Source organism: Paenibacillus lutimineralis (assembly GCF_003991425.1).
GTDB classification, from domain to species: domain Bacteria; phylum Bacillota; class Bacilli; order Paenibacillales; family Paenibacillaceae; genus Fontibacillus; species Fontibacillus lutimineralis.
In genome coordinates this window covers 993,505-1,016,390 of sequence record NZ_CP034346.1, presented here as the reverse complement: position 1 = coordinate 1,016,390, position 22,886 = coordinate 993,505, and the positions used below count along the sequence as shown (strand labels likewise).

The 22,886-nt window shown below is 48.6% G+C and carries 22 protein-coding genes; 2 read left to right on the top strand and 20 right to left on the bottom strand.

Annotated features, from left to right (window positions below; genetic code table 11):
• Nucleotides 1-105: 105 nt before the first annotated feature.
• From EI981_RS04325 to EI981_RS04305, 5 genes are read right to left on the bottom strand one after another with little or no spacing between them, the layout of a single operon-like run.
• Nucleotides 106-867 (bottom strand): hypothetical protein, encoded by a 762-nt coding sequence (locus EI981_RS04325; RefSeq protein ID WP_126995776.1) that lies wholly within the window; start codon nucleotides 865-867, stop codon nucleotides 106-108.
• Nucleotides 864-1,562: an ABC transporter ATP-binding protein gene (locus EI981_RS04320; RefSeq protein WP_126995774.1), complete on the bottom strand. Its 699-nt coding sequence runs from the start codon at nucleotides 1,560-1,562 to the stop codon at nucleotides 864-866. The genes EI981_RS04325 and EI981_RS04320 overlap by 4 nt, the downstream gene beginning before the upstream one ends.
• Before the next feature lie 16 nt (nucleotides 1,563-1,578).
• A complete protein-coding gene (locus EI981_RS04315; protein ID WP_126995772.1) occupies nucleotides 1,579-1,950 on the bottom strand; it encodes a GntR family transcriptional regulator in 372 nt (123 codons plus the stop codon).
• Between the two features lie 46 nt (nucleotides 1,951-1,996).
• Nucleotides 1,997-2,746 (bottom strand): ABC transporter permease, encoded by a 750-nt coding sequence (locus EI981_RS04310; protein ID WP_126995770.1) that lies wholly within the window; start codon nucleotides 2,744-2,746, stop codon nucleotides 1,997-1,999.
• Nucleotides 2,739-3,719, bottom strand: coding sequence for an ABC transporter ATP-binding protein (locus EI981_RS04305; RefSeq protein ID WP_126995768.1), 981 nt, complete (start codon nucleotides 3,717-3,719; stop codon nucleotides 2,739-2,741). The genes EI981_RS04310 and EI981_RS04305 overlap by 8 nt, the downstream gene beginning before the upstream one ends.
• Before the next feature lie 207 nt (nucleotides 3,720-3,926).
• On the opposite strand from EI981_RS04305, the gene EI981_RS29360 reads away from it, so the two are divergent.
• Nucleotides 3,927-4,061, top strand: a complete 135-nt coding sequence (locus EI981_RS29360) for a MerR family DNA-binding transcriptional regulator (protein ID WP_237172642.1) — start codon at nucleotides 3,927-3,929, stop codon at nucleotides 4,059-4,061.
• A gap of 38 nt (nucleotides 4,062-4,099) precedes the next feature.
• Entirely contained in the window at nucleotides 4,100-4,681 is a 582-nt protein-coding gene (locus tag EI981_RS29355; RefSeq protein WP_237172641.1) for a MerR family transcriptional regulator, read from the top strand.
• A 96-nt stretch (nucleotides 4,682-4,777) separates the two neighbouring features.
• Here EI981_RS29355 and EI981_RS04295 read toward each other — a convergent pair whose 3' ends face one another.
• The 15 genes from EI981_RS04295 to EI981_RS04225 form a co-directional block, all read right to left on the bottom strand.
• Nucleotides 4,778-5,830 carry an NAD(P)-dependent alcohol dehydrogenase gene (locus EI981_RS04295; protein ID WP_127004338.1) on the bottom strand — a complete coding sequence of 351 codons (1,053 nt, stop codon included), beginning with the start codon at nucleotides 5,828-5,830 and terminating at the stop codon, nucleotides 4,778-4,780.
• A 30-nt stretch (nucleotides 5,831-5,860) separates the two neighbouring features.
• Nucleotides 5,861-7,468 carry a glycoside hydrolase family 43 protein gene (locus EI981_RS04290; RefSeq protein ID WP_126995766.1) on the bottom strand — a complete coding sequence of 536 codons (1,608 nt, stop codon included), beginning with the start codon at nucleotides 7,466-7,468 and terminating at the stop codon, nucleotides 5,861-5,863.
• Nucleotides 7,469-7,712: 244 nt separating this feature from the next.
• Nucleotides 7,713-8,975 (bottom strand): threonine ammonia-lyase IlvA, encoded by a 1,263-nt coding sequence (ilvA, locus tag EI981_RS04285; protein WP_126995764.1) that lies wholly within the window; start codon nucleotides 8,973-8,975, stop codon nucleotides 7,713-7,715.
• Between the two features lie 76 nt (nucleotides 8,976-9,051).
• Nucleotides 9,052-9,999: a VOC family protein gene (locus tag EI981_RS04280; RefSeq protein ID WP_126995762.1), complete on the bottom strand. Its 948-nt coding sequence runs from the start codon at nucleotides 9,997-9,999 to the stop codon at nucleotides 9,052-9,054.
• A gap of 237 nt (nucleotides 10,000-10,236) precedes the next feature.
• Entirely contained in the window at nucleotides 10,237-10,458 is a 222-nt protein-coding gene (locus EI981_RS04275; protein WP_126995760.1) for a hypothetical protein, read from the bottom strand.
• 240 nt (nucleotides 10,459-10,698) lie between these two features.
• On the bottom strand, nucleotides 10,699-11,307 hold the full coding sequence (locus EI981_RS04270) for a DJ-1/PfpI family protein (protein WP_126995758.1): 609 nt from the start codon (nucleotides 11,305-11,307) through the stop codon (nucleotides 10,699-10,701).
• A 335-nt stretch (nucleotides 11,308-11,642) separates the two neighbouring features.
• On the bottom strand, nucleotides 11,643-12,914 hold the full coding sequence (purD, locus tag EI981_RS04265; RefSeq protein WP_126995756.1) for a phosphoribosylamine--glycine ligase: 1,272 nt from the start codon (nucleotides 12,912-12,914) through the stop codon (nucleotides 11,643-11,645).
• Between the two features lie 130 nt (nucleotides 12,915-13,044).
• Complete coding sequence (gene purH / locus EI981_RS04260; RefSeq protein ID WP_126995754.1) at nucleotides 13,045-14,592, bottom strand: bifunctional phosphoribosylaminoimidazolecarboxamide formyltransferase/IMP cyclohydrolase; 1,548 nt, start codon at nucleotides 14,590-14,592, stop codon at nucleotides 13,045-13,047.
• A gap of 120 nt (nucleotides 14,593-14,712) precedes the next feature.
• Complete coding sequence (purN, locus tag EI981_RS04255) at nucleotides 14,713-15,327, bottom strand: phosphoribosylglycinamide formyltransferase (RefSeq protein WP_126995752.1); 615 nt, start codon at nucleotides 15,325-15,327, stop codon at nucleotides 14,713-14,715.
• On the bottom strand, nucleotides 15,327-16,370 hold the full coding sequence (purM, locus tag EI981_RS04250) for a phosphoribosylformylglycinamidine cyclo-ligase (protein WP_126995750.1): 1,044 nt from the start codon (nucleotides 16,368-16,370) through the stop codon (nucleotides 15,327-15,329). The genes purN and purM overlap by 1 nt, the downstream gene beginning before the upstream one ends.
• Nucleotides 16,371-17,121: 751 nt before the next feature.
• Nucleotides 17,122-18,594 carry an amidophosphoribosyltransferase gene (purF, locus tag EI981_RS04245; RefSeq protein ID WP_126995748.1) on the bottom strand — a complete coding sequence of 491 codons (1,473 nt, stop codon included), beginning with the start codon at nucleotides 18,592-18,594 and terminating at the stop codon, nucleotides 17,122-17,124.
• Nucleotides 18,579-20,825 (bottom strand): phosphoribosylformylglycinamidine synthase subunit PurL, encoded by a 2,247-nt coding sequence (gene purL / locus EI981_RS04240; RefSeq protein ID WP_126995746.1) that lies wholly within the window; start codon nucleotides 20,823-20,825, stop codon nucleotides 18,579-18,581. Before purL ends, purF begins: the two co-directional genes overlap by 16 nt.
• Nucleotides 20,803-21,492 carry a phosphoribosylformylglycinamidine synthase subunit PurQ gene (gene purQ, locus EI981_RS04235; protein WP_126995744.1) on the bottom strand — a complete coding sequence of 230 codons (690 nt, stop codon included), beginning with the start codon at nucleotides 21,490-21,492 and terminating at the stop codon, nucleotides 20,803-20,805. Before purQ ends, purL begins: the two co-directional genes overlap by 23 nt.
• A 3-nt stretch (nucleotides 21,493-21,495) precedes the next feature.
• Complete coding sequence (purS, locus tag EI981_RS04230) at nucleotides 21,496-21,741, bottom strand: phosphoribosylformylglycinamidine synthase subunit PurS (RefSeq protein ID WP_126995742.1); 246 nt, start codon at nucleotides 21,739-21,741, stop codon at nucleotides 21,496-21,498.
• 234 nt (nucleotides 21,742-21,975) lie between these two features.
• Nucleotides 21,976-22,872 (bottom strand): phosphoribosylaminoimidazolesuccinocarboxamide synthase, encoded by an 897-nt coding sequence (locus EI981_RS04225; RefSeq protein ID WP_126995740.1) that lies wholly within the window; start codon nucleotides 22,870-22,872, stop codon nucleotides 21,976-21,978.
• Nucleotides 22,873-22,886 lie beyond the last annotated feature (14 nt).

Here is a 22,886-nt window from a genome sequence, read left to right as displayed (position 1 = left end):
AAAAATCCCTCTCACGGAGTCTCTATATGCGCCAATAGGCTCAGTTGAGACTCCTTGAAAGGGATTATTTCATTGTATTGCTAGGCTATCAATATCTTGCTGCGATTAAGCTTCTACTCTGCGGTTCAGCAGCAGGACGGTTGCATACAGCATCAAGATGATGAAGGCTGCTTCTAGCAAGGTTTCTCCCCAATTAATGAGCATAATGTCATCTGGGAAGATCACCTGACCACCGACCATCAGATCAGTTTGAACATTGACGTTGAGGAATGGAATACCTCCGAAGTTCACTTGGAACAGCTTGGATATAATCCAGCTGATTACATTCTGTATAACAATGAAGCTCAGAATCCCGATCCATACTCTACCTCGTTGGAACATTAATGCGATCGCTATGGATAGAGCTATAGCCATATAGGAGAAGAGATAGGCCCAGAACACCTGGAATACAAATATCGCTGTTACCTTCAAGAGCTGGGGAGTTACTTCCGTAGAAATATCCTTAAGATTAGGAACCCCATAGATCAAACTGAAGACTCCAATATGGATACAAATGAGAATACCTAGCCCAATCAGTACCAACAATCCCAGAACCATTGGGGAAAGAACACTCCATACCGTACGGACAGGGAGCAATCGGCGGCTATATGACTTGGCATTGCTAAAGAAGGTTCTATAAGTCATGATCATTGCTAGCATAGAAACGAAGACATACAGCATAATGCTGAGTCCAATGGTGATTCCCTCTTCCCATCCCCGGGTATAGCTAGCCGTTGTGAATCCTGCTTCAGCAAGGATCAAAATAACAGCTGTACTTAGCAGCATCGTTGAATTCTTCTTCCAATCGTACTTAAGCAGTCTCATCATTCGGCGAACACCTCCTTGAACATATCGTCCACGCTCTTGCCATGCTTGAGTCGCAGCTCCTCCACTTCCTCATGTAGTACAAGATCCCCATTCTTGATGAAGATCACTTCATCAAAGATCCGTTCAATGTCCTTCACCAGATGCGTCGATATGATCAAGCTGCTGTCTTCGCTATAGAACTCGACAATTGCATCAAGAATTTTCGTTCTGGCTACCGGGTCCACTCCGCCAATCGGTTCATCCAGCAAATAAAGCTTGGCATTTCTGGACAGGGCCAATGTTAATTGCAGTCGTTCATTCATCCCTTTGGATAAAGAACTGATCCGGTCCTGCGGATTTAAATTCATGAAATCGAGCATTTGCAGTGCTTTTGCCATATCGAAGTCTGAATAGAAATCACTATAGAACGTAATCGCATCCCTGACCTTCATCCAGGATTCCGTCAAAGGACGATCCGGCATGAATGAGACGATTGATTTCGTATTCAGATCAAGCGGCTGGCCGGCTACCGTTACGCTTCCGGAGTATACCGGCAGTAGTCCAGCCGTTATCTTCATCAGTGTACTTTTACCACTTCCGTTCGTACCCAGCAAGCCGATAATTTTACCGGGACCGATACTGAAGGATACATCGTTCAAAGCTTTTCTTGATCCGTAAGATTTAGATACGCCCTGGAATTGTAACAGATTATCCATGTTCTCTCTCCTCTCTCTATTCACTCTTTATTTCAACTGCTTCCGCAACAATAGTTGCAATATCCTTATTCGAGAAGCCCAGTTCCTGCATTCCGTTAATGAAATTATCCAGCAGGTCCCCGGCCATTTCCTTCTTGATCGTCATAATCTTCGCTTCCTCGCTCGTCACATATCTTCCTAGCCCGCGTCTTGTCTCCACGACTTCCTCACGCTCCAGTTCCTGAAATGTTCGTTGTACCGTATTCGGATTGATTTGCAGCTCGGCCGCAAGCTCACGAACCGATGGGATCTTATCCCCGGCCTTCAACTTTCCAGTGACAATCTCTTTCTTGATAAAATTCATGATCTGCAAATAGATCGGTAGATTGTTATCAAATTCTATACTCACGATCCGTTGGCTCCTTTCATCCGTCATGTTCCCAGGCCACTCTGACCTATGCAACATCTCGTTTTTTAAAGGTAACAAAACTTACCATAAGAAACAATGCCATATATACCGCAATAACGATTACGGAGAAGCTCATCGTCATCCCCGGCAGCGGTGAACCGCCGTCCACATATTTGGACAAATCGGTATTCGCAAAGATCAAATACTTCGTAAAGGAATATTTCGCAAGTAGGCCGACAATCAGACCCTCAAGCATCATCAAGAACATGGTGAGCCCGACCGTTATTCCAGTAGATCGGGTGAGTACGCCTAACATAAACGTAATTGTTGCATAAATGACGGTGTAGACCAAGGTGTAGAGCGCCGTCTGAGCGATATCATTCCAGCTTACGCTCGGAGCCCCTGCCCCGAAGGCAATCGTACCTGTGATGAAGGAGATAACGAACATCGTGAGCATCAGCGACAAAATATACAAGACGATGCTAATATATTTAGAGAGTAAAATCTTGCCTCGGCTCTGGGCACGGATCAGTAACAGCTTAATCGTTCCCTGACCATACTCTTTGGAGACAACCCCCGCCGTTCCCACAACGACCAGGAAGAGGAGCAGGGTACCAAATCCGTTAGGCGACATAGCCATTAAGACGAAATCCCGTGCATTGAAAGCCTCGTCTCCCAACAATTTGGCCATAAAATAGGCGGCGCCGATGACAAAAACTGCAATAACCAAGTAAGCAATGAAGAAGCTTCTTTTCTTGAACAATTTCAACCATTCATTAAAGACCAATTTATGCACTTTGACTTCCTCCTGTCCATTTCAAGAACTCATCTTCCAGCGATTCCTTCATTTCCTCAATCCGATACAGTGAAACCCCTTCGTTCCGCAAGACATCGATTACGTTCGGGATATCTCTGTCGTGTACAGCAATCGTAACTTGATTCCGATCCGTATCGATCCCGACCACACGTAGTTCCTCCATGCGTACGAGTCTTAACTTCGCCTGCTCTGCATCATTGACACGCAGCATGACTTGAATTTGTTCCTCTTCCTTTACAGCGGACGAATCGCCTAGCGTTCTAACAGTAACCAGCTTGCCTTCCTGAATGACGACAACCCGGCTGCACATCAATTCCATCTCCGATAACAGATGGCTGGAGACGAGTATGGCGATGCCTTCCTCACGGGCAATTTTTTTGAGGTAGTCGCGCATTTCTCTAATTCCCGCAGGGTCCAGACCGTTCGTCGGCTCATCCAGAATCAGAATAGATGGATTATGCAGAAGAGCTTGAGCTATGCCGAGACGCTGACGCATTCCAAGCGAATAAGCCTTCACTCTCTTCTTCATTGCATCCTGAAGCCCGACTAGTCTCACAACTTCGGCGATTCTCTCCTCCGTAATGCCTTTGGCCATACGCTGATATTGCTTCAGATTATCGTAGCCTGTCATATATGGATAAAATTCCGGGTTCTCAATAATACCGCCAACATGGGCAATCGCCTTGGCGAAATGTCGCTTCACGCTCTCCCCCTTAATCAGCACATCACCTTCGCTCATACCGATTAATCCGACTATCATACGGATCGTGGTTGTCTTACCCGCTCCATTCGGTCCAAGCAATCCAACGATCTCACCCTGATGTATATTAAATGACAGCCGATCGACTATTTTCTTATGTCCAATCTGCTTGGTTACTCCATTCACTTGAAGGACAACCTGACCTGTTCCGTTCGCAGGCCCTGTTCCAACCTGGTTTACCGCTTTATTCATTACGGCCACTCCTTATTTGTATTAGTGTTATAGTTGAATAGTACACTAGTAACGAGATATTGTAAAGCCCATTCTTGAAATTTACAAAAAAAGCTGAAAATAACGAATTGACTCTCCTCCAAGAGGATAGATTATAGTTCCTTTTATAAGAAAAGAAGGAGGGGACAATGATACTATGATTTATACAAACATGATGAGGAGGAAGAAATGTATACCGTTCATGAAGTTGCAAAGTTAGCTTATACAACAGTAAAGACATTACACCATTATCATAAAATAGGACTTCTGATTCCGGAGCAACAACGGAAGCCGGTTATCGTTTATACGGAAAAAAAAATTTAGAACGATTACAGCAAATTCTTTTTTACAAAGAACTGGATTTGCCACTCAAGGAAATTAAGCAATTGCTGGATTGTGAAATCGACAGGGAGAATACGTTGATTCAACAAAGAATTTTACTGGAGCAAAAGGTCGAACGGTTTAAAGGACTGATCAAGACGATCAATTCCTCCATCAAAAGCGCTAAAGAAGGGGTAGATGTAGATATGGAGAATATGTTTAAAGGGTTTGAAACCGAAGAAGAATGGAAGGAAGCCTTAAAGGACCAAAATGAGCATTTGAAACAAGAATATGGTTTTGACTTGTCGTATCAAACGGTTGATGTAGAATCAATGAATGACTCTGCGATGGAAGCACAGTCGTTTAATGAAGATATGATCCGCTACTTACGAGAAGGTTTCCCCGCTAATGATCCGGAAGTCTTCGAACGTGTAAAAGAGCATTTATCCATTTTAGAAAAAATGGGGCATCCCTCCACATCGCAAGATTTTCTAAATCAAACCGAGTTTTTCATCGTTGACGATTTTCATAGAAATATGCTTGAGCAATGGCAATTGGGTTACGCTTATTTTCTGAACAAGGTAGCCGCTAATTATTGGGTGAATGGAACCAATACAAAATAATATGAATTAGGAATGATTCAAAGCTATATACAGGCACAAGGTTCTAGCAGACAACCCTCCATTCATGTGGAGGGTTGCCTAGCTAAAACCTATGAACTAAAGTTGCGGATAAATCATCACTTTGATACTCGTCTCTTTCTCCGTCCGGGCGACTTCCACTGCTTCCTGAATATCCTTCAGCGCATACTTATGTGTAATGACCCGCTCTACATCAATGTCTGATCTGCCAAGAGCCTGAATTGCCGACGGATATGTATTAGCGTAGCGGAACAATCCATACACATCAATCTCACCGTCGATAATCGTATTAATATCCACCGGGATCTCCTTAGCCGCAGGCATCCCGACCAGGACAACCCGGCCGCCGCGATTTACAGTAGTCAGCGCATCGGGAATCGCCCGGCCATTCCCCGATGACTCCACGATCACGGTTACTCCTCGCCCTGAGGTTAATTCTGCAATCCGTTCCTTCAGATCTTCCTTCGCTGGATTGATCACCGCAGTGGCCCCCATTTCTATCGCGAGGTCTTGACGGAACGGCACAATGTCTGTCGCATAAATTTCGGTGACTCCGTATATTTTAGCCGCCTGGATCGCCAGTAAGCCGATGGGGCCAAGCCCTGTAACTAGCAAGCGGTCAGAGGGGTTGACTCTACCGCGGATCATGGCATGCATGCCTACCGACAACGGCTCCAGCAAGGCTCCTTGCTCGAAGCTTATCCCGTCTGGAAGCTGAAACAGGAAATCGCTGCGCACCGCGACATATTCGGCCCACGCTCCATCCACCGGCGGAGTGGCCATGAACACCACATCCGGGCATAGATTGTAACGGCCTGACTTGCAGTATTCACAGCGTCCGCAGGCTACGCCAGGCTCTACCGCAACGCGATCGCCGACAGATACATTCGTCACTCCTGCTCCCACCTGTACGACTTCCCCGGCCAGCTCATGGCCTAGAATGATCGGCTTCTCCACCACATAACGACCGATTCTGCCGTGCTCATAATAGTGAACATCCGAGCCGCAGACACCGATACAATGCACCCGAATGAGCGCCTCATCTTCCTTAATGCCAGGCACAGGTACTTGTTTCAATTCAATATCCATCGGTTTATTCAAGACAGCTGCTTCCATTACTCCAGGTATCATAGACATCGTTCTCAACTCTCCTCTGTTATTTTATTCGTCCAGCTCACGGTACGTAAAATAATCAAAATCCGCATGCAGCCTACGGCCGCTTAAATCTTGAGCACACATACCGAGAAATGCCCCAGTAAAGCCTTGGTCAAGAGCAACTCCGTCTCTAATCAATTCTGCATTCTCATCCGAGAGCTTCGTCGCATCTAGTTCCTCGCCAATTGGCAGCCATTCCTGCCCATCCTGGGAATAGAGGAACTGCAGCCTTTCCCTGCGGATCATCGCTTTTAAATAACAGCGTTCCCAACCTTCGATAGACACTGGCGATTTCAACGGCTCATTATATAACCCGCGGTCGCTGGACATAATCCCCACACATTTCCCGAGCTCCTCATCCCAACTGATCCACAGATAATAATAGTTCCTCGAATTATAGTAATAGATCAGTCCAGCCAGTTGCTGATAGCTATCTGGCGCAAATTCAACAACCGTCTCGGCTTCAACCAGGAATGACTGCTGGCGGCAAGCGATCAAGCTCTGTCGATGATGGGAAGACAGTGATTCCCGCCCTCTTAGACGCAGAAATCCAGGACGTTCACTAAGAGACGCCCAATCTTCAGCCAATGGCTCGCGCAAACTATTGAAATGAATGCTGATCTGATCACCATCAAAATGCTCTATCTCCGGCTCAAGCTCAAATTTATATTCCGGTAAAGACGGGGCCTTTACCTTCACTTCAGGCTCATGTTCTCCCGAGGCCAGGGTTAACCAGCCCGCTTCGTTCCATATACATCTCTGAATCGCTGTCTCCCTGCCCAATGTACAGCACATCGACGGCTTCAACGGACGCCCGCACAGATGAACAAGATACAGTTCTCTGGATTGTGTCTCCACCAGACAGCCATGGCCTGCACGCTGCAGGTCTGCCTTAGGACGGTCAGCTGAGGTTAGCATAGGTCCCGCTGGATCAGCCTCATAGGGACCAAGGAGCGAAGTCGAGCGTGCCATCGTAATGGCATGTCCATATCTCGTTCCCCCTTCCGCCGTCATCAGGTGATAATAGCCATTAGCTTTATAAATATGAGGACCCTCGGTCAAACCGAGCGGAGTCCCCCTGAAGATGTTATGGATTGGACCGACAAGGCACTTCTCTGTCTCCGAATATTGCTGAATGACGATGCCACCGAAATGATTTTTCCCCTTACGATGATCCCATACCATATTAATAATCCACTTGGTTCCGTCCTCTTCATGAAACATCGAAGGGTCGAAGCCACTGCTGTTCAGATAAATCGGTTCACTCCATGGACCTCGTATATCACTCGCGGTAACCATATAATTATGCGTGTCCTTGAACGGCCCCATATGACTCTTAACATCAGTATAAATAAGATAATATGTTCCTTCATGGTAGCTAAGGCAAGGCGCCCAGACGCCACCTGAGTCCGGATTTCCCGTCATATTCAATTGGCTCGTTCGATTTAACGGATGACCGATTAGCCTCCAGTTCTGCAAATCCCGGGAATGATGAATCTGTACGCCCGGGAACCATTCGAACGTTGAGGTTGCAATGTAATAATCCACGCCAACCCGGATGACCGACGGATCGGGATTAAATCCCCTCAAGATCGGATTCACTATATAAGACACCAGACATTCCTCCTCTTGTGCTCTAATGTGGCTGTTGTTTTAAATTATAATAGCTTATTTGCCCATTTCTCTGCCCTACCCAATTCCCGCACCTATTTACCCTTAAGACTCGTATGGACATAGAAAAAGAGCAGCCCAAGGCATGAAATGCCGCAGACTGCTCAAGTATGCATCGCTGTTCAATTTTCTGTAATATTACTATATTCGTCCACTCTTATCCGCAGAGGGATTCCTCATCGTCCGCTCAAATCAGCAGGTTAAACAAATTCAAGTCGCGATTCAGCTCGGTATAGGCAATATTCTTCGACTGCATCCGTTCGATCAACGGCCCATAATCCGCCTGGTCGCTTAGCTCGATTCCAACCAAGGCCGGGCCATTCTCCTTGTTATGCTTCTTCGTATATTCAAACCGGGCGATATCGTCATTCGGTCCAAGCACGTCCTCTAGGAACTCACGCAGCGCTCCGGCGCGTTGTGGGAAATTGATCAGGAAGTAATGCTTCAAGCCTTCATAAATGAGCGAACGCTCCTTCATCTCCTGCATCCGGTCGATGTCGTTGTTGCCGCCACTAATGATGCAGACTACCGTCTTGCCGCGGATTTGATCCCGGTACATATCAAGTGCCGATACAGGCAAAGCTCCGGCCGGCTCTACCACAATCGCACTGTCATTATATAGCTCGAGAATGGTCGTACAAGCCTTGCCTTCAGGGACTTTAACAATATCATCAAGAAGCTCTGCACAAATGGCGTAGTTCAAATCCCCGACCCGCTTCACAGCGGCCCCGTCGACGAACTTATCAATCGCCTCCAGAGTTACGACCTGCTGCTGCTTCAGCGCCTCTGACATCGATGCAGCCCCGGCTGGTTCTACACCGATCACCTTCGTCACCGGACTGACGGTCTTGATATACGTACCCACTCCGGAGACCAGCCCTCCGCCACCAATCGTGACGAAGATATAATCCGCCGGCGCGTCAAGGCCCTCCATGATTTCCATTCCGATCGTTCCGTTGCCGGCTACAATCTTCGGGTCATCAAAAGGATGAATGAACGTCATCCCGCCTTCCCGGCACGCCTTCATCGCTTCTTCATATGCATCATCATAGGTGTCACCAGTCAGTACGATTTCTACCGCAGAACCGCCAAAGCGCTTCACTTGCTTCACTTTTTGATTTGGCGTCGTGCTTGGCATATATATTTTACCCTGGATTCCCAGCGCATTGCATGAGAAGGCGACTCCCTGCGCATGATTGCCTGCACTGGCACATACGATCCCTTTAGCCAACTCCTCCTGGCTCAGACTACGGATCATATTGTAAGCCCCGCGGATTTTAAAGGAGCGGACAACCTGTAAATCCTCACGTTTTAAGTAGACATTGCACTCATATTTGGCAGACAGCGCCGCATCTAATTGCAACGGTGTACGTTTTACAACCTCTTTCAACACATGATGAGCGCGTACGATATCCTCCATCCCAACTGGTTGCCGTTCCGTTTGGTTCATCCTCTTCTCCTCACTTTACTTCGATCGTTTTTATTGTTTTTATAAAGTTACACCCGAACGGCTTATCGATCAAGCACTATTTCCCCGCTGGCTTTACTGCTCTGACCTGGAACGGCTTCAGGCGCTTCGCTATCCTCTCGCGCTGATCCTCATACATATCCGGCAGCATTAGCTCATTACCCAGGGATTCCGGAGGCTCGTCATTATCAAACCCTGGCCCATCCGTAGCTACCTGGAACAGAATCCCCCCCGGCTCACGGAAGAATAAGGACTTATAATATTGGCGATCGACGACCGGCGTCGGTTCCATGCCGCTTACTTCAAGCAGTTCATGGTACTTCATCTGCTCTTCTTTGTCCTTCGTCCGCCAGGCCATATGGTGAACGGTCCCAGCACCGCTACAGCCTCTTGGTAAGTTTTCCAAATTTAAATCGATCACATTGCCAAGGCTATCGGCCGCCTTGAAACGCAGCAGTCCTTCCTCCTCGCCGATGTAATCCAGGCCCAGAACCTCCTGAAGGACCTCCGCCGTCTTCGCACTGTTGCAGCTGAATAATAAAGCACCCGCCAGCCCCTTAATTGCATAGCCTTCCGGGATGCCACCAAATTGCCAAAGGCTGAACGGCCCTTCCCGGCTCTCAACCAGATCGATCAGTAGGCCGGACGGATCGGCGAACCGGACGTATTCCTCCTCAAAACGAGCCAGATCCATATATGTAATCCCAAAGTCCTTCAACCGCTGCCGCCAATAGAACATGCTTCCCGGTGGAACCGCAAGCACGATGACGCCAACCTGACCACCGCCAAGAATACCCTGATGGTCACTCTCCAGCGGATAGAAAGACATAATCGTTCCAGGGTCTCCATTCTCATTGCCAAAATATAGATGATATAGATCCGGGGCCTCATAATTAACTGTTCTCTTCACGAGCCTTAGACCTAGAACACCGGCGTAGAAATCAACGCTCTCCTGAACATCCCCCACAATAGCTGTAATATGATGAATCCCTGTCGTAACGCTCATCGCTTGTCCTCCCGATTAATACCTCTCCTCAGTTATCCATTATACGGAACATCCGCACTGAATTCATCCATTCGTAGTGAAAACAAATCGAACGCCCTTCCGAAAAATGAACTCGGGGACGTTCGACTCATTTCTGCTTTTAGTGCGCGTTCAAAAAGGGCGCTTTTCAGCACCGAGAAGGTTGAATAAAGCTAGGGCATGAGGAGTGGAGCGGACTTTTTGAACAACCTCTTTGAACTAATCTTCCTCTGTATCCGACTCAGGGTCTGTCCGCCCTTCAGCATGCTTGATCTGGGCCAGTTCAGTCAGCTTCCATTCTACCGTCCCATGGACCAGATCGGCAGGGAATTGCTCCCCCTTGTGCAGGTACTCCTCACGGCCAAGTTCATCCGTATAGACACCCTCAACTTCCACTTGCTCGCGCGATACCGGAAGCATATCCTTTTTCTCTTTACTCATCCGTTAGGTCGCCTCCCGACAATGTTGGAATAATGTAGAACTTTCTGCTTTAACATTTGTCAAAGGCACGAGAATTATCCCTACCAGAAGCGATATTGGATTCTGAGAATATATCACTGCATAGATGTACAGGCAAATTGAATTATGAATTGCTTACAACGCCTCAAAGAGATATCTTTAAAAAAGTGCACATCCCTAAATCCTTAATAAGGACTCGGGAGTCACTTTTGCGGTTAGTCATTATTCTCTATTCAGATCAATATCGTACTCCATCGTCCGTGCCGTTTCCATTGCTACCTCTTTACCAAGTAGACGACTAACCATATGAAATGCCATGTTAATTCCGGCTGATATTCCAGCCGAGGTTACAATTCGGTCTTCATCGACAAATTTGACATCTTCCTCTACTATGACCGTAGGGTAAGTATCGCGCATTCTTTCAATGCTCGCCCAATGCGTCGTAGCACGCTTGCCCTCAAGCAAGTCCGCTTCCGCGAGCAAGAAGGCCCCGGTGCAGACCGAGGTCATCCACTGCACTTCTGCAAACCGCTCGGCGATCCAAGCTACAACCACTTTATTGTGCACGAGCCCTCTTGTGCCCATGCCCCCTGGAATGACCAACAAATCATAGGCAGGTGCTGTTCCGAAGCTGTAATCCGGCTGCACCTTCAAACCGTTCCGGGCCGTAATCATCTGACCATCCTCTGAAATAGTCGTTACTTCAAAAGGACTGTATAGCTCCCCATCATCCTGCTTTGCCGTTGTCACAGCAAACACCTCAAACGGCCCGGCAAAATCAAGCACTTCCACATCGTCAAACAGCAGAATGCCTACTTTCCATCTCTTCATATTTGCTCCTCCTCTTCCCACCGAATTTCAAATAACCAATGAACATATGCAAGTATTAAGTACGTATTTCTATCATGCTATAACCAGTCCCTTTTTTTCAAAAAAACGCTGCCCGATCAGCAAATACGCAGCTCCCAACATTATACCCCCATAATTAGAAACATGGTAGGAATCATATTTCAATACATCACCTACTCCTATGCATGGCACAATTGTTATTATATTTATTTTCATCCAAAGATTTAAATACAAAAACCCGAAAGAGGCCACTATTCTTTAAGTGTTCGTCTTTCGGGTTATAGATCATCTATTCCAATTAGCTACTTTAAAATCTCTTATCGCAATGCCTTCATGGCAATATCGCTACGGTTATGCTTACCTTCAAATGAAATCTGATTGGCAGTAGCATAAGCCTTATCACGAGCATCGGCAATATCCTTACCTAATCCAACGACTCCAAGCACGCGACCGCCATTCGTGACCCATTCTCCTTCAGCATTTTTTGCTGTTCCGGCGTGGAACACTAGAGACTGCTCCTGCTCAACATCCTGTAAACCGTGGATCGGCAGGCCCTTCGGATAGGAAGCAGGATAGCCACCGGAAGCCAGCACGACACAGACTGCGGCCTCATCGCTCCATTCAATCTCCACTTGATCCAGCGTACCATTCACCGCAGCAAGGAAAATTTCCAGCAAATCGCTCTTCAAGCGAGGCAGAACGACCTGGGTCTCGGGATCACCGAACCGCGCGTTGAATTCAATCGTCTTCGGCTTTCCATCCGGCGTGATCATGAGACCAGCGAACAATATGCCACGGAACGGGCGTCCTTCCGCTACCATCGCTTTAGCTGTAGGCTTAATGATCGTCTCAACCGCTTCTTCAATGATACGGTCTGCGATATGCGGTAGCGGAGAATACGTGCCCATCCCGCCGGTATTTGGGCCTTTGTCATTGTCATAGACCTGCTTATGATCCTGCGCTGCCGCCATAGGACGTACAACCTCATCATCGACAAAAGAGAGAATCGACATTTCCTGACCTGCCAGGAACTCTTCAATGACGACTTGGCTGCCTGATTCGCCGAACACCTTATCGACCATAATGCTCTGTAACGCGTCCTCTGCTTCCTCACGAGTAAAGGCTACGGTTACTCCTTTGCCCGCCGCCAGACCGTCCGCCTTGATGACGATCGGCACAGGCTGACTATGCAAATAACTCAAGGCCGCTTCATAGTTGTCGAATTTCTCATAGGCTGCAGTGGGGATGTTATATTTATGGAGCAAATCCTTCATGAAAGTCTTGCTGCCTTCAATATGCGCCGCGTTCTTGCGTGGTCCAAATACTGGGATATGCTTCGCTTCGAATGCATCCACAATCCCGTCCGCCAACGGGTCATCGGGCCCGACCACGACAAGGCCAACCTTCATCTCCTCAGCAAAAGCGACCAGGCGCTCAAACTCTCCTACCTGAATCGACACAAGCTCAGCAATTTGTCCGATCCCAGCGTTCCCCGGAGCGCAATAGATCTTGTCTGCCTTAGGACTCTTGGCCAACGCCCAGCAAATCGCATGCTCACGACCACCGCCGCCGATCACTAGAATATCCATTCGGGTTCCTCCTTTTATTTGTTTAATCGCTACTGCAACTGTGGCCCAAGCCGTTCTGTTCAAATGTCTATATTTGGGCCTTTTGCAAAAAACGACAGGCCGCCGCAGCGGTCTGCCGTCTTCAGGTCTCTTAGTGTTTAAAATGTCTCACTCCAGTAAATACCATAGCGATTCCATACTCATTCGCTACCTTAATCGACTCCTCATCACGGATCGATCCGCCTGGTTGAATCACCGCCGTAATGCCGGCCTTGGCAGCTTCCTCCAAGGTGTCTCCCAACGGGAAGAATGCATCGGAAGCAAGCACGCTGCCCTTCGATTTCTCACCCGCTTGCTCGATTGCAATTCTGGCAGAACCTACGCGATTCATTTGTCCAGCACCAACGCCAACTGTCATGTCGTCCTTCGCCAGAACAATCGCATTAGATTTAACATGCTTAACAACCTTCCAGCCGAACAGCAATTGCTTCAACTCTTCCTCAGTTGGTTTACGATCCGTTACAACCTGCAAGTCAGCCTCAGTCAAAGAGTGAATATCGCTCTCTTGCACGATCATGCCGCCGTCGATGGAAGTAACCACGTATTGGCTCTTACGATCCGCTGCCAGTTCCAGACCGCTGATCTTCAGAAGGCGAATATTCTTCTTCTGTGTCAGTAAGGCGAGCGCTTCATCTGTAAACCCTGGTGCAAGGACGATCTCCAGGAAAATATCCTTGAGCAAGTTAGCTGTATCTTCATCGATAATGCGATTTGCTGCCACAATACCACCGAAGATAGAAACTGGGTCAGCATCATAAGCCTTACGGTAAGCTTCGTAAATGCTCTCTCCGATCCCTACGCCGCAAGGATTCATATGCTTCACCGCTACGACAGCCGGTTCCGTGAATTCTTTTACGATCTGCAGCGCAGCATTGGCATCATTGATATTGTTATAGGACAATTCCTTGCCGTGCAGTTGCTCCGCATTCGTCAATGAATCGACAGCAGCCAGCGGCTTACGGTAGAAAGCGGCTTTTTGATGTGGATTTTCGCCATAACGAAGGTCCTGAATCTTCTCATAGGTAACGGTAAGACGTTCCGGAAGCGGTTCACCTAGCTTGTTGGACAAATAGTCGGAAATAAGAGCATCATAGGCTGCGGTATGACGGAATACTTTTGCCGCGAGCTGTTTACGGGTTTCAAGCGTTGTGTCTCCGCCATCACGAATCTCATCCAACACTTGGCTATAATCGTTCGCATCAACAACAACGCTGACGAAGGCGTGGTTCTTGGCCGCAGAACGCAGCATGGTTGGACCGCCGATATCGATATTCTCGATCGCTTCCTCATATGCAACACCAGGCTTAGCAATCGTCTCCTGGAACGGATACAGATTTACAACGACCAGATCGATATAGTCGAGTCCCAACTCCTTCATTTGCGCCTGATGCTCTGCACTGTCCCGAATCGCCAACAAGCCGCTGTGAACGGTCGGATGCAGCGTCTTAACTCGCCCGTCCAAAATTTCCGGGAAGCCTGTAACATCAGAAATGCCGATAACAGGAACCCCTTCCTTCGACAACAGACTCTTCGTTCCTCCTGTCGAAATAATCTCTACGCCGAGCTGAGACAGCTCCCGGCAAAAATCTACGATGCCTGTCTTATCCGACACACTTACCAACGCTCTTTTGATACCCACGAATTGCTTCCTCCTCTTTAATGGCGAAATATAGACACGATATTTCTCGGGAAATATCGAAATTGCATTGATGCCCTGCTGCTCTAATGGATCTGTTGACCTCTGTATGACAACAAATTATTATTGCATAACCGAAACCTTACGGCCTTCGACATGAATCAGTTCTTTTGCGAACCACGAGACGACCTCCGGGTACAACTCCTTTTCAGCCGCGTGAATTTTCTCTTCCAGAGATTCCAGGCTATCCTCGTTCCTGATCTCAACCGCTTTCTGGGCAATGACAGCACCAGTATCCATGCCTCCATCTACAAGATGGACGGTAATTCCGGTCGTTTTGACACCATACTCCCAGGCTTGTCCGATAGCATCCTTACCTGGAAAAGCCGGCAACAGCGATGGATGAATATTGATCATTCTCCCTGTATATCGATCAACCAATACCGGCGTCAGTAGACGCATATAACCAGCAAGAACCACCAAATCGACCTGCTTGCGCTCCAATTCAGCAGCGATTTCCAGTTCATAATCTTCACGCTTCGCATAAGCCTTCGGATCAAACACATAGCTGTCAATGCCAGCCTTATTGGCTCGTTCGACAACCGGCGCCTTTGCCTTGTCACAAACCAGCAGTACGATCTCAGCGTCAATCCTCCCGTTCTGCGTCGCCTCTACCAGCGTTTGGAAGTTGCTTCCCTGCCCTGAAGCAAATACGGCAATCCGGAAAGTCGAAGCCATTAGACTTCCACTCCTTTAAAGGTCACTTCCCGGTCACCTTCAGTCACTCGCCCAATCGCATACGGGTTCTCTCCAGCACTACGAAGTGCAGCAAGAGCAGCCTCCGCCTGATCTTCTACCACAACAATCACTAGGCCGATTCCCATATTAAATGTCGTGAACATATCGCGATTGCTGACATTGCCTTGCCGCTGAAGCAAGGAGAATATTGGTTGAATCGGCCATGAGCCGTAATCGACCTCGACATTAACCCCTTCCGGCAATACGCGCGGAATATTCTCGATAAAGCCGCCGCCGGTAATATGAGCCATACCCTTCACCTGAACCTTCTCTAGCAAAGCAAGGACGGGCTTCACATACAGTTTCGTTGGCGTTAGCAGCACATCACCTAGCTTCGCACCGCCAAGCTCCGCCACTTCATCCTGCAGGCTATAACCCCCATCTTCCAACAGCAGCTTGCGTACCAACGAGAAGCCATTGCTATGAACTCCGCTGGAAGCAAGACCAATCACGACATCACCAGAAGCAATCTGACTACCGTTCACAATCTTACTCTTATCCACAACACCTACCGTGAAACCAGCGATATCATATTCACCCTCTGCATACATACCTGGCATCTCGGCTGTTTCTCCGCCGATCAGCGCACAGCCGGATTCATGGCATCCTTCAGCAATTCCAGCAACGATCGCTTCGATCCTGGCCGGAACCACCTTATCACAGGCTAGATAATCGAGGAAAAACAACGGCTCCGCCCCTTGAACAACGATGTCATTCACGCACATCGCCACCGCATCGATACCGATCGTGTCATGCTTGTCCATCGCAAAGGCAATTTTCAACTTCGTTCCCACGCCATCGGTTCCCGATACAAGCACCGGCTCCTCATACTTATCCTTGTTCAAGCCGAATAAAGCACCGAACCCACCCAGGTCGGTCATGACCTCCGGACGGAACGTCCGTTTGACGTGCTTCTTCATCCGTTCTACCGCTTCATTGCCAGCCGCGATGTCCACCCCGGCGTTCTTATATGCTTCTGACACGACAGGACACTCTCCTTAACGTAGATTATAGGTAGTTCAAAAAGTCCGCTTTTGATCACGTAGTAACACTGAGAGCTTATTCGACATCGAATCTTGAATTCACCTGGGCCTTCCGGTGCTCACGTACCAACTACGTACGCTCCGCTCCTCACTCCCTAGCTTCATTCAACCTTCTCGGTGCTGAAAACCGTACTTTTTGAACTCGAACTTATAGGTAGTTCAAAAAGTCCGCTTTTGATAAGAAAACCTCTAACGAGGCCATTCAAGGATGAGCGACCGCGAATCAAAGGTTGGTTTTCTTGCGATATAGAATTTCATCAGCTACGCTGATAACTTATAAATTCTATATCTAACACGAAGTAACATTGAATGCTTATTCGACATCGAATCTTGAATTCAGCCGGGCCTTCCGGTGCTCACGTACAAACTACGTACGCTCCGCTCCTCACGCCCTAGCTTCATTCAACCTTCTCGGTGCTGAAAACCGTACTTTTTGAACTCGAACTTATGATATTTCACATCATTAATCACATGGATCATCACATATGACCTGCTCGATTTCTAACGAAACCTGGTATCGCTATTTACGCCAATAAGGGCATCTGAGAATTGTAACGAAACTGGGGATCGCTATTTAGCAGAAATAATGACTTAAAGACTGGTTTTAGCCCAAATAGCGATATGGTGTTTCGTTAGCTTTAAACGACCGTCGTTTTTAGAGAAAATAGCGATCTGTCGTTTCGTTAGAATATTAACTAGTACAGCCGTACTTCTCTTCACCATTAAAGTCGGTGCGTGTAGGGTAGTCGTTGTCGAAGCAAGCCATACACATACCGCCTTTATAGTCATCTTTATTGTCGCCGCCGACAGCCTGAATCAAGCCTTCTGCGCTTAAAAATTCCAATGAATCAGCATTAATCTCCTGGCGAATCTCCTCGATGGAGCGGGAGGAGGCAATCAACTCGCCGCGATCCGGTGTGTCGATCCCATAGAAGCAAGGATTTTTGAATGGTGGCGAGGTAATGCGGACATGCACCTCTGTTGCTCCTGCTTCACGCAGCAAATTAACAATACGGCGAGATGTAGTTCCGCGCACGATGGAGTCATCGATCATAACGACACGTTTTCCCTCCACAACGCGGCGTACAGCGCTAAGCTTCATCTTTACGCCGAGCTCACGCAGCTCCTGACTAGGCTGAATGAAGGTCCGGCCCGTATATTTGTTCTTGATCAAGCCGAGCTCATAGGGAATCCCGGTCTGCTCCGCATAGCCGATCGCCGCTGAAATGCTGGAATCCGGCACACCTGTAACAACATCCGCATCGACAAAAGACTCCTGAGCCATTACCTGGCCCATCCGCTTTCGGGCCGAATGCAGATTCGAACCGTTCAGATCGCTATCCGGGCGCGCGAAGTAGATATACTCCATCGCGCATAGAGCTTTACGCTGCGGTTCGGCATAACGGTCTTCGCGGAGGCCATTCGCATCCAACACCAGCAATTCGCCAGGGCGGATGTCGCGAATGATCTCTGCCCCAACAACCTCAAAGGCACAAGTCTCGGACGAGAACAGATAAGCATCGCCAAGGCGTGCCATCGAAATAGGCCGCAAACCGTTTGGATCGCTGGCAACAAGCAGCTTGTCATTCGTCATCAACAGGAAGGCGAATCCGCCGACCAACTGACGAAGCGCATCCTTCGCCGCCTCCACGAAGTCCTTAGAGGAACGGGCGATCAGATGAGCGATGACTTCCGTATCGCTTGTCGTCTGGAAGATCGAGCCGGACTGTTCTAACTCACGGCGGATCTTCGGAGCGTTGACGATATTGCCGTTCGTCGCAACCGCAAGGTCGCCGTCGCGATACTTGAAGATGAGCGGCTGGGCATTCGTCAGGCGGCTATCTCCGCTTGTCGAATAACGGACATGGCCGATCGAGCACTCTCCCTGCAGGGAGGACAGCTTGTCACGGTCAAACACTTCCTTGACCAGCCCCATCTCGCGGTGATAATTGAACTCCGTTCCATTCGTAACGCAGAGCCCTGCGCTCTCTTCACCACGATGCTGCAACGCATGCAGGCCGTAATAAGATAGGGAAGCGGCCTCGGGATGACCGAACACCCCGAATACGCCGCATTCCTCTTTTAATTTATCGAATATGCCGTCTCGCCCGCTGCCCTCGTTGTAATAATCACCTGTCCAGAAAGGCATTATTTCATCAGACATGGAATAACATCCTCCCAGACCTGCTTCAGTGTTTGTACAGGTCTATTCACAACAGCAGCACCATTCGCATGAACGACAAGATCCCCGCCTTCCACGCGTCCAATTACCCGCACTGGTACTCCATGCTGCGCGATCAACTGCACAAGTTCATCCGCATGATTTGGCGAAGCCGAGAGCAGGATACGTGATTGGGATTCACTGAACAAAGCGATGTCCGCACGCAAATCCGATGTAGGCAGCTCAACATGAGCTCCCAAGCCACCGCTGATGCAGGATTCTGCCAGAGCGACAGCAAGGCCGCCTTCAGAAAGGTCATGCGCCGATTGAACGAGTCCGCTCTGAATTGCTTTAAGAACCGCGTTAAGAAGCGATTTTTCCTTGTTCAAATCAAGCTGCGGTGGACGCCCTTCAGTAACGCCATGAACAACAGCCTGGAACTCACTGCCGCCCAGTTCACCATAAGTGTCACCAAGCAGGAGAATTGCATCTCCCTCATTTTTGAAGCCTTGCGTCGTAATATGATCCGTATCATGTACCAGACCGACCATGCCGACAACCGGTGTCGGATAGATCGCGCCTTTGGAATTCTCGTTATAGAGACTGACATTACCGCCGATTACCGGAGTATCCAGTACACGGCAGGCTTCCGCCATCCCGTCAACCGATTTCTCCATCTGCCAGAAAATATCCGGCTTCTCCGGGCTGCCGAAGTTCAGGTTATCCGTAATCGCCAGCGGCTCTGCGCCAGAGCAGACGATATTACGCGCTGCTTCACTCACTGCGATCTTGCCGCCGATCTCAGGATCAAGATACACGAACCGTCCGTTACAGTCCGTCGTCATCGCCAGTGCCTTGCGCGTTCCATGCACCGTTACGACAGCGGCGTCTGAACCCGGACGAACCGCGGTGCTTGTACGCACCATGTAGTCGTATTGGTTGTAAACCCATGCCTTGCTGGATACAGAAGGCGAAGATAACACTTTATCCAATGCACCGTTCAAATCACGAACTTCTTCATATCTTAAAGTATCTATATTGGCATTCTCTTCATAGTAAGCTGGTACGCTGGATGGCTTGTTGTAAATAGGACATTCATCAACGAGTGCTGTCACCGGCATATCGCCAACAACTTCGCCATGATGAATCAGTTTCAAGCGCCCATCATCTGTTACTTTACCAACCTTGGAGCAAATCACGCCCCAACGTTCAAAAATCTCCCGTGCCTGAGCTTCATCCTTTGGCTCTACCACGAACAACATCCGTTCCTGCGACTCCGAGAGCATCATTTCATAAGCCGTCATGCCTTCCTCGCGTTGTGGAACTTCGTCCAGATATAGCTCCAGACCGTTGCCGGCTTTACTAGCCATTTCCGCACTGGAGCAGGTAAGGCCCGCTGCGCCCATATCCTGAATACCAAGTACGATGCCCGTATCGATCAGTTCCAGACAAGCTTCCATCACAAGCTTCTCCATGAATGGATCGCCAACCTGTACAGCCGTACGCTTCGCTTCAGACTCCTCAGTCAGTTCCTCGGATGCGAAGGTCGCACCATGGATACCGTCGCGACCTGTTGGCGGCCCCACATAGAACACCGGGTTACCAACCCCCTTCGCCACACCGCGCTGGATTTTATCATGATCGATTAGACCGACACACATCGCATTGACAAGCGGATTGCCGTCATAAGATTCGTCGAAGACAACCTCGCCGCCAACCGTCGGAATACCGATACAGTTGCCGTAACCAGCAATTCCAGCTACCACATGCTCGAACAAATATTTAACCCGGTCGCTCTCCAGCTTGCCGAAACGCAGAGAGTTCAGAGAAGCAATCGGTCTTGCACCCATAGAGAAAATATCGCGAATAATGCCGCCCACCCCGGTAGCCGCACCTTGATAAGGCTCTACAGCTGAAGGGTGGTTATGACTTTCAATTTTGAATACAACCGCCTGATTGTCACCGATATCGACGATACCTGCACCTTCACCTGGACCCATCAATACGCGCGGGCCGCTAGTTGGAAATCTTCTCAGAAGCGGCTTGGAGTTCTTGTATGCGCAGTGCTCAGACCACATGACGCTGAATACGCCAATCTCAGTATAGTTCGGTTTACGGCCGAGAAATCCGCAGATCAGCCCATACTCGCTATCCGAAACGCCCATCTGTTTATAAATTTGCTGCTCTGCAATTTGCTCTGCATTCGGTTCCTTAGCGGACACTTGCTGACTCATGCTGATCCCTCCAAGTCTTCAAAATCGATGTGAACATTTTCTTACCATCCTCTGATCCAAGCAGACTGCTAACCGCACGCTCCGGATGCGGCATCATGCCGACCACATTACCGCGTTCATTGGAAATACCGGCGATATCGTCAAGCGACCCATTCGGATTATTAACATAACGGAAAATAATTTGTCCGTTCGCCTGCAGTTGCGCAAGAGTCGCCTCATCACAGTAATAGTTGCCTTCCCCATGAGCGATCGGAATGTTAATCTCCTCGCCAAGTGCATATTCGCTCGTGAACGGATTGCTGTTGTTCTCAACCCGCAGAAGCGTGTCATGACAGCGGAACTTCAGTGACATATTGCGGCGCAGTGTTCCTGGCAACAGGCCTGCCTCCGTCAAAATTTGAAATCCGTTGCAAATGCCGAGTACAAACTTGCCTGCCTCTGCCGCTTTGGCTACCTCAGCCATAACCGGAGCAAAGCGAGAAATTGCGCCGCAGCGAAGATAATCACCATATGAGAAACCGCCCGGAACTAAGATACAATCATAGGCGGATAAATCCGTGGCTGTATGCCAAACATAATCAACAGGTTCGCCTAATGTATCCTCCACCGCTTTATAACAGTCGATGTCACAGTTGGAACCGGGAAATACGAGTACTGCGAATTTCATGAATTAGCCCTCCAATTCAAAGCGGTAGTCTTCTACGACTGTATTCGCCAAAAGCTTCTCACACATTGCCTTGATACGAGCCTCGGCCTCGAAGCGGTCATCTGTGTCGAGTTGAAGCTCCATATACTTACCGATACGAACGCTTCCTACTTCGTTGAATCCCATTGAATGCAGTGCGCCTTGTACGGCAACTCCCTGCGGATCAAGTACGCTTTGTTTAATGGTGACATAGACCTTCGCTTTCAACATATCTCTCATGTTCCTCCTAAGGGTTTGTATTGCGGCGCTGCCGCGGTATAAGGTAGTTCAAAAACTAGCTTCATCCAACCTTCTCGTTGCTGAAAACCGGGCTTTTTGAACACGCACTATTAGTACACTTTCCAACTCTATGAATACAAAAGCTTGAAACACAGGATGATAGAAAATCTAGTGTAAATGCCAAGAAAACTGTCTATTAGAATATCATTGCGGAAAATAGCAGTTTTATAGCTGCTGTCCGGAAATACGAGAGTAAATATCACGATAGCGGTGTGAAGTCTCATCGACTACAGGCGTCGGCAGCGGATCAGGCTGACTGTTCTTATCCCAGTCGGAATGGGCCAGATAATTGCGTACCGGTTCTTTATCCATACTGTCAATATCTACGCCCAGCGCATATTTCTCTTTGGCCCAGAAACGAGATGCATCTGGAGTGAATATCTCGTCAATCAGAATCAGCTTGCCGTCGATCAGGCCAAATTCAAGCTTGCAATCCGCAAGAATGATATCGCGCTTCTCACAGAAATCACGAGCGAAGGCATACAGTTCAAGACTACAGTTGCGTAGTTGCTCAGCCAGATCGACTCCGACCTTCTCCGCCATCACTTCGAACGAGATATCCTCATCGTGGCCAACATCGTTTTTGGCTGCAGGAGTAAAGATCGGCTCCGGTAATTGATCATTCATCCGCAAGCCTTCAGGAAGCGAAATGCCGTTGATCTCACCGTTTTTCTGATATTGCCGCCAGCCTCCGCCGGTGATATAACCACGCACCACACATTCGATATCGATGCGCTGCGCCTTGCGGGTAACCATCACTCTTTTACGCAGAACGTCCTTATTCTCTTCGCTGATCACATCGCCAAGCAATTCGACATCGGTATGCACGACATGATTCTCCATCAGTTCTGCAGTCTGCTCAAACCAAAAGGCGCTTAGCCGATTCAGAACATTGCCTTTATCAGGCACGGCCGGTTCAAGCACGTAGTCAAAAGCGGAAATCCGGTCGGTCACGACGATTAAGTAGTGTTCACCAAGATCATACAATTCGCGGACCTTACCTTTGTACAGCAGCGGGGCGTTCACGATACCCTCTGCCGTAGAAATGGCTCTTGCTGACATAATCACTTTCCTCC

Excerpts from the sequence above, each read along its gene's own strand:
- EI981_RS04325 (WP_126995776.1), bottom strand. The coding sequence starts at position 867 with ATGATGAGACTGCTTAAGTACGATTGGAAGAAGAATTCAACGATGCTG.
- EI981_RS04320 (WP_126995774.1), bottom strand. The coding sequence starts at position 1,562 with ATGGATAATCTGTTACAATTCCAGGGCGTATCTAAATCTTACGGATCA.
- EI981_RS04305 (WP_126995768.1), bottom strand. The coding sequence starts at position 3,719 with ATGAATAAAGCGGTAAACCAGGTTGGAACAGGGCCTGCGAACGGAACA.
- EI981_RS29360 (WP_237172642.1), top strand. The coding sequence starts at position 3,927 with ATGTATACCGTTCATGAAGTTGCAAAGTTAGCTTATACAACAGTAAAG.
- EI981_RS04295 (WP_127004338.1), bottom strand. The coding sequence starts at position 5,830 with ATGATACCTGGAGTAATGGAAGCAGCTGTCTTGAATAAACCGATGGAT.
- ilvA (WP_126995764.1), bottom strand. The coding sequence starts at position 8,975 with ATGAACCAAACGGAACGGCAACCAGTTGGGATGGAGGATATCGTACGC.
- EI981_RS04280 (WP_126995762.1), bottom strand. The coding sequence starts at position 9,999 with ATGAGCGTTACGACAGGGATTCATCATATTACAGCTATTGTGGGGGAT.
- EI981_RS04275 (WP_126995760.1), bottom strand. The coding sequence starts at position 10,458 with ATGAGTAAAGAGAAAAAGGATATGCTTCCGGTATCGCGCGAGCAAGTG.
- EI981_RS04270 (WP_126995758.1), bottom strand. The coding sequence starts at position 11,307 with ATGAAGAGATGGAAAGTAGGCATTCTGCTGTTTGACGATGTGGAAGTG.
- purD (WP_126995756.1), bottom strand. The coding sequence starts at position 12,914 with ATGGATATTCTAGTGATCGGCGGCGGTGGTCGTGAGCATGCGATTTGC.
- purN (WP_126995752.1), bottom strand. The coding sequence starts at position 15,327 with ATGGCTTCGACTTTCCGGATTGCCGTATTTGCTTCAGGGCAGGGAAGC.
- purF (WP_126995748.1), bottom strand. The coding sequence starts at position 18,594 with ATGTCTGATGAAATAATGCCTTTCTGGACAGGTGATTATTACAACGAG.
- purL (WP_126995746.1), bottom strand. The coding sequence starts at position 20,825 with ATGAGTCAGCAAGTGTCCGCTAAGGAACCGAATGCAGAGCAAATTGCA.
- purQ (WP_126995744.1), bottom strand. The coding sequence starts at position 21,492 with ATGAAATTCGCAGTACTCGTATTTCCCGGTTCCAACTGTGACATCGAC.
- purS (WP_126995742.1), bottom strand. The coding sequence starts at position 21,741 with ATGTTGAAAGCGAAGGTCTATGTCACCATTAAACAAAGCGTACTTGAT.
- EI981_RS04225 (WP_126995740.1), bottom strand. The coding sequence starts at position 22,872 with ATGTCAGCAAGAGCCATTTCTACGGCAGAGGGTATCGTGAACGCCCCG.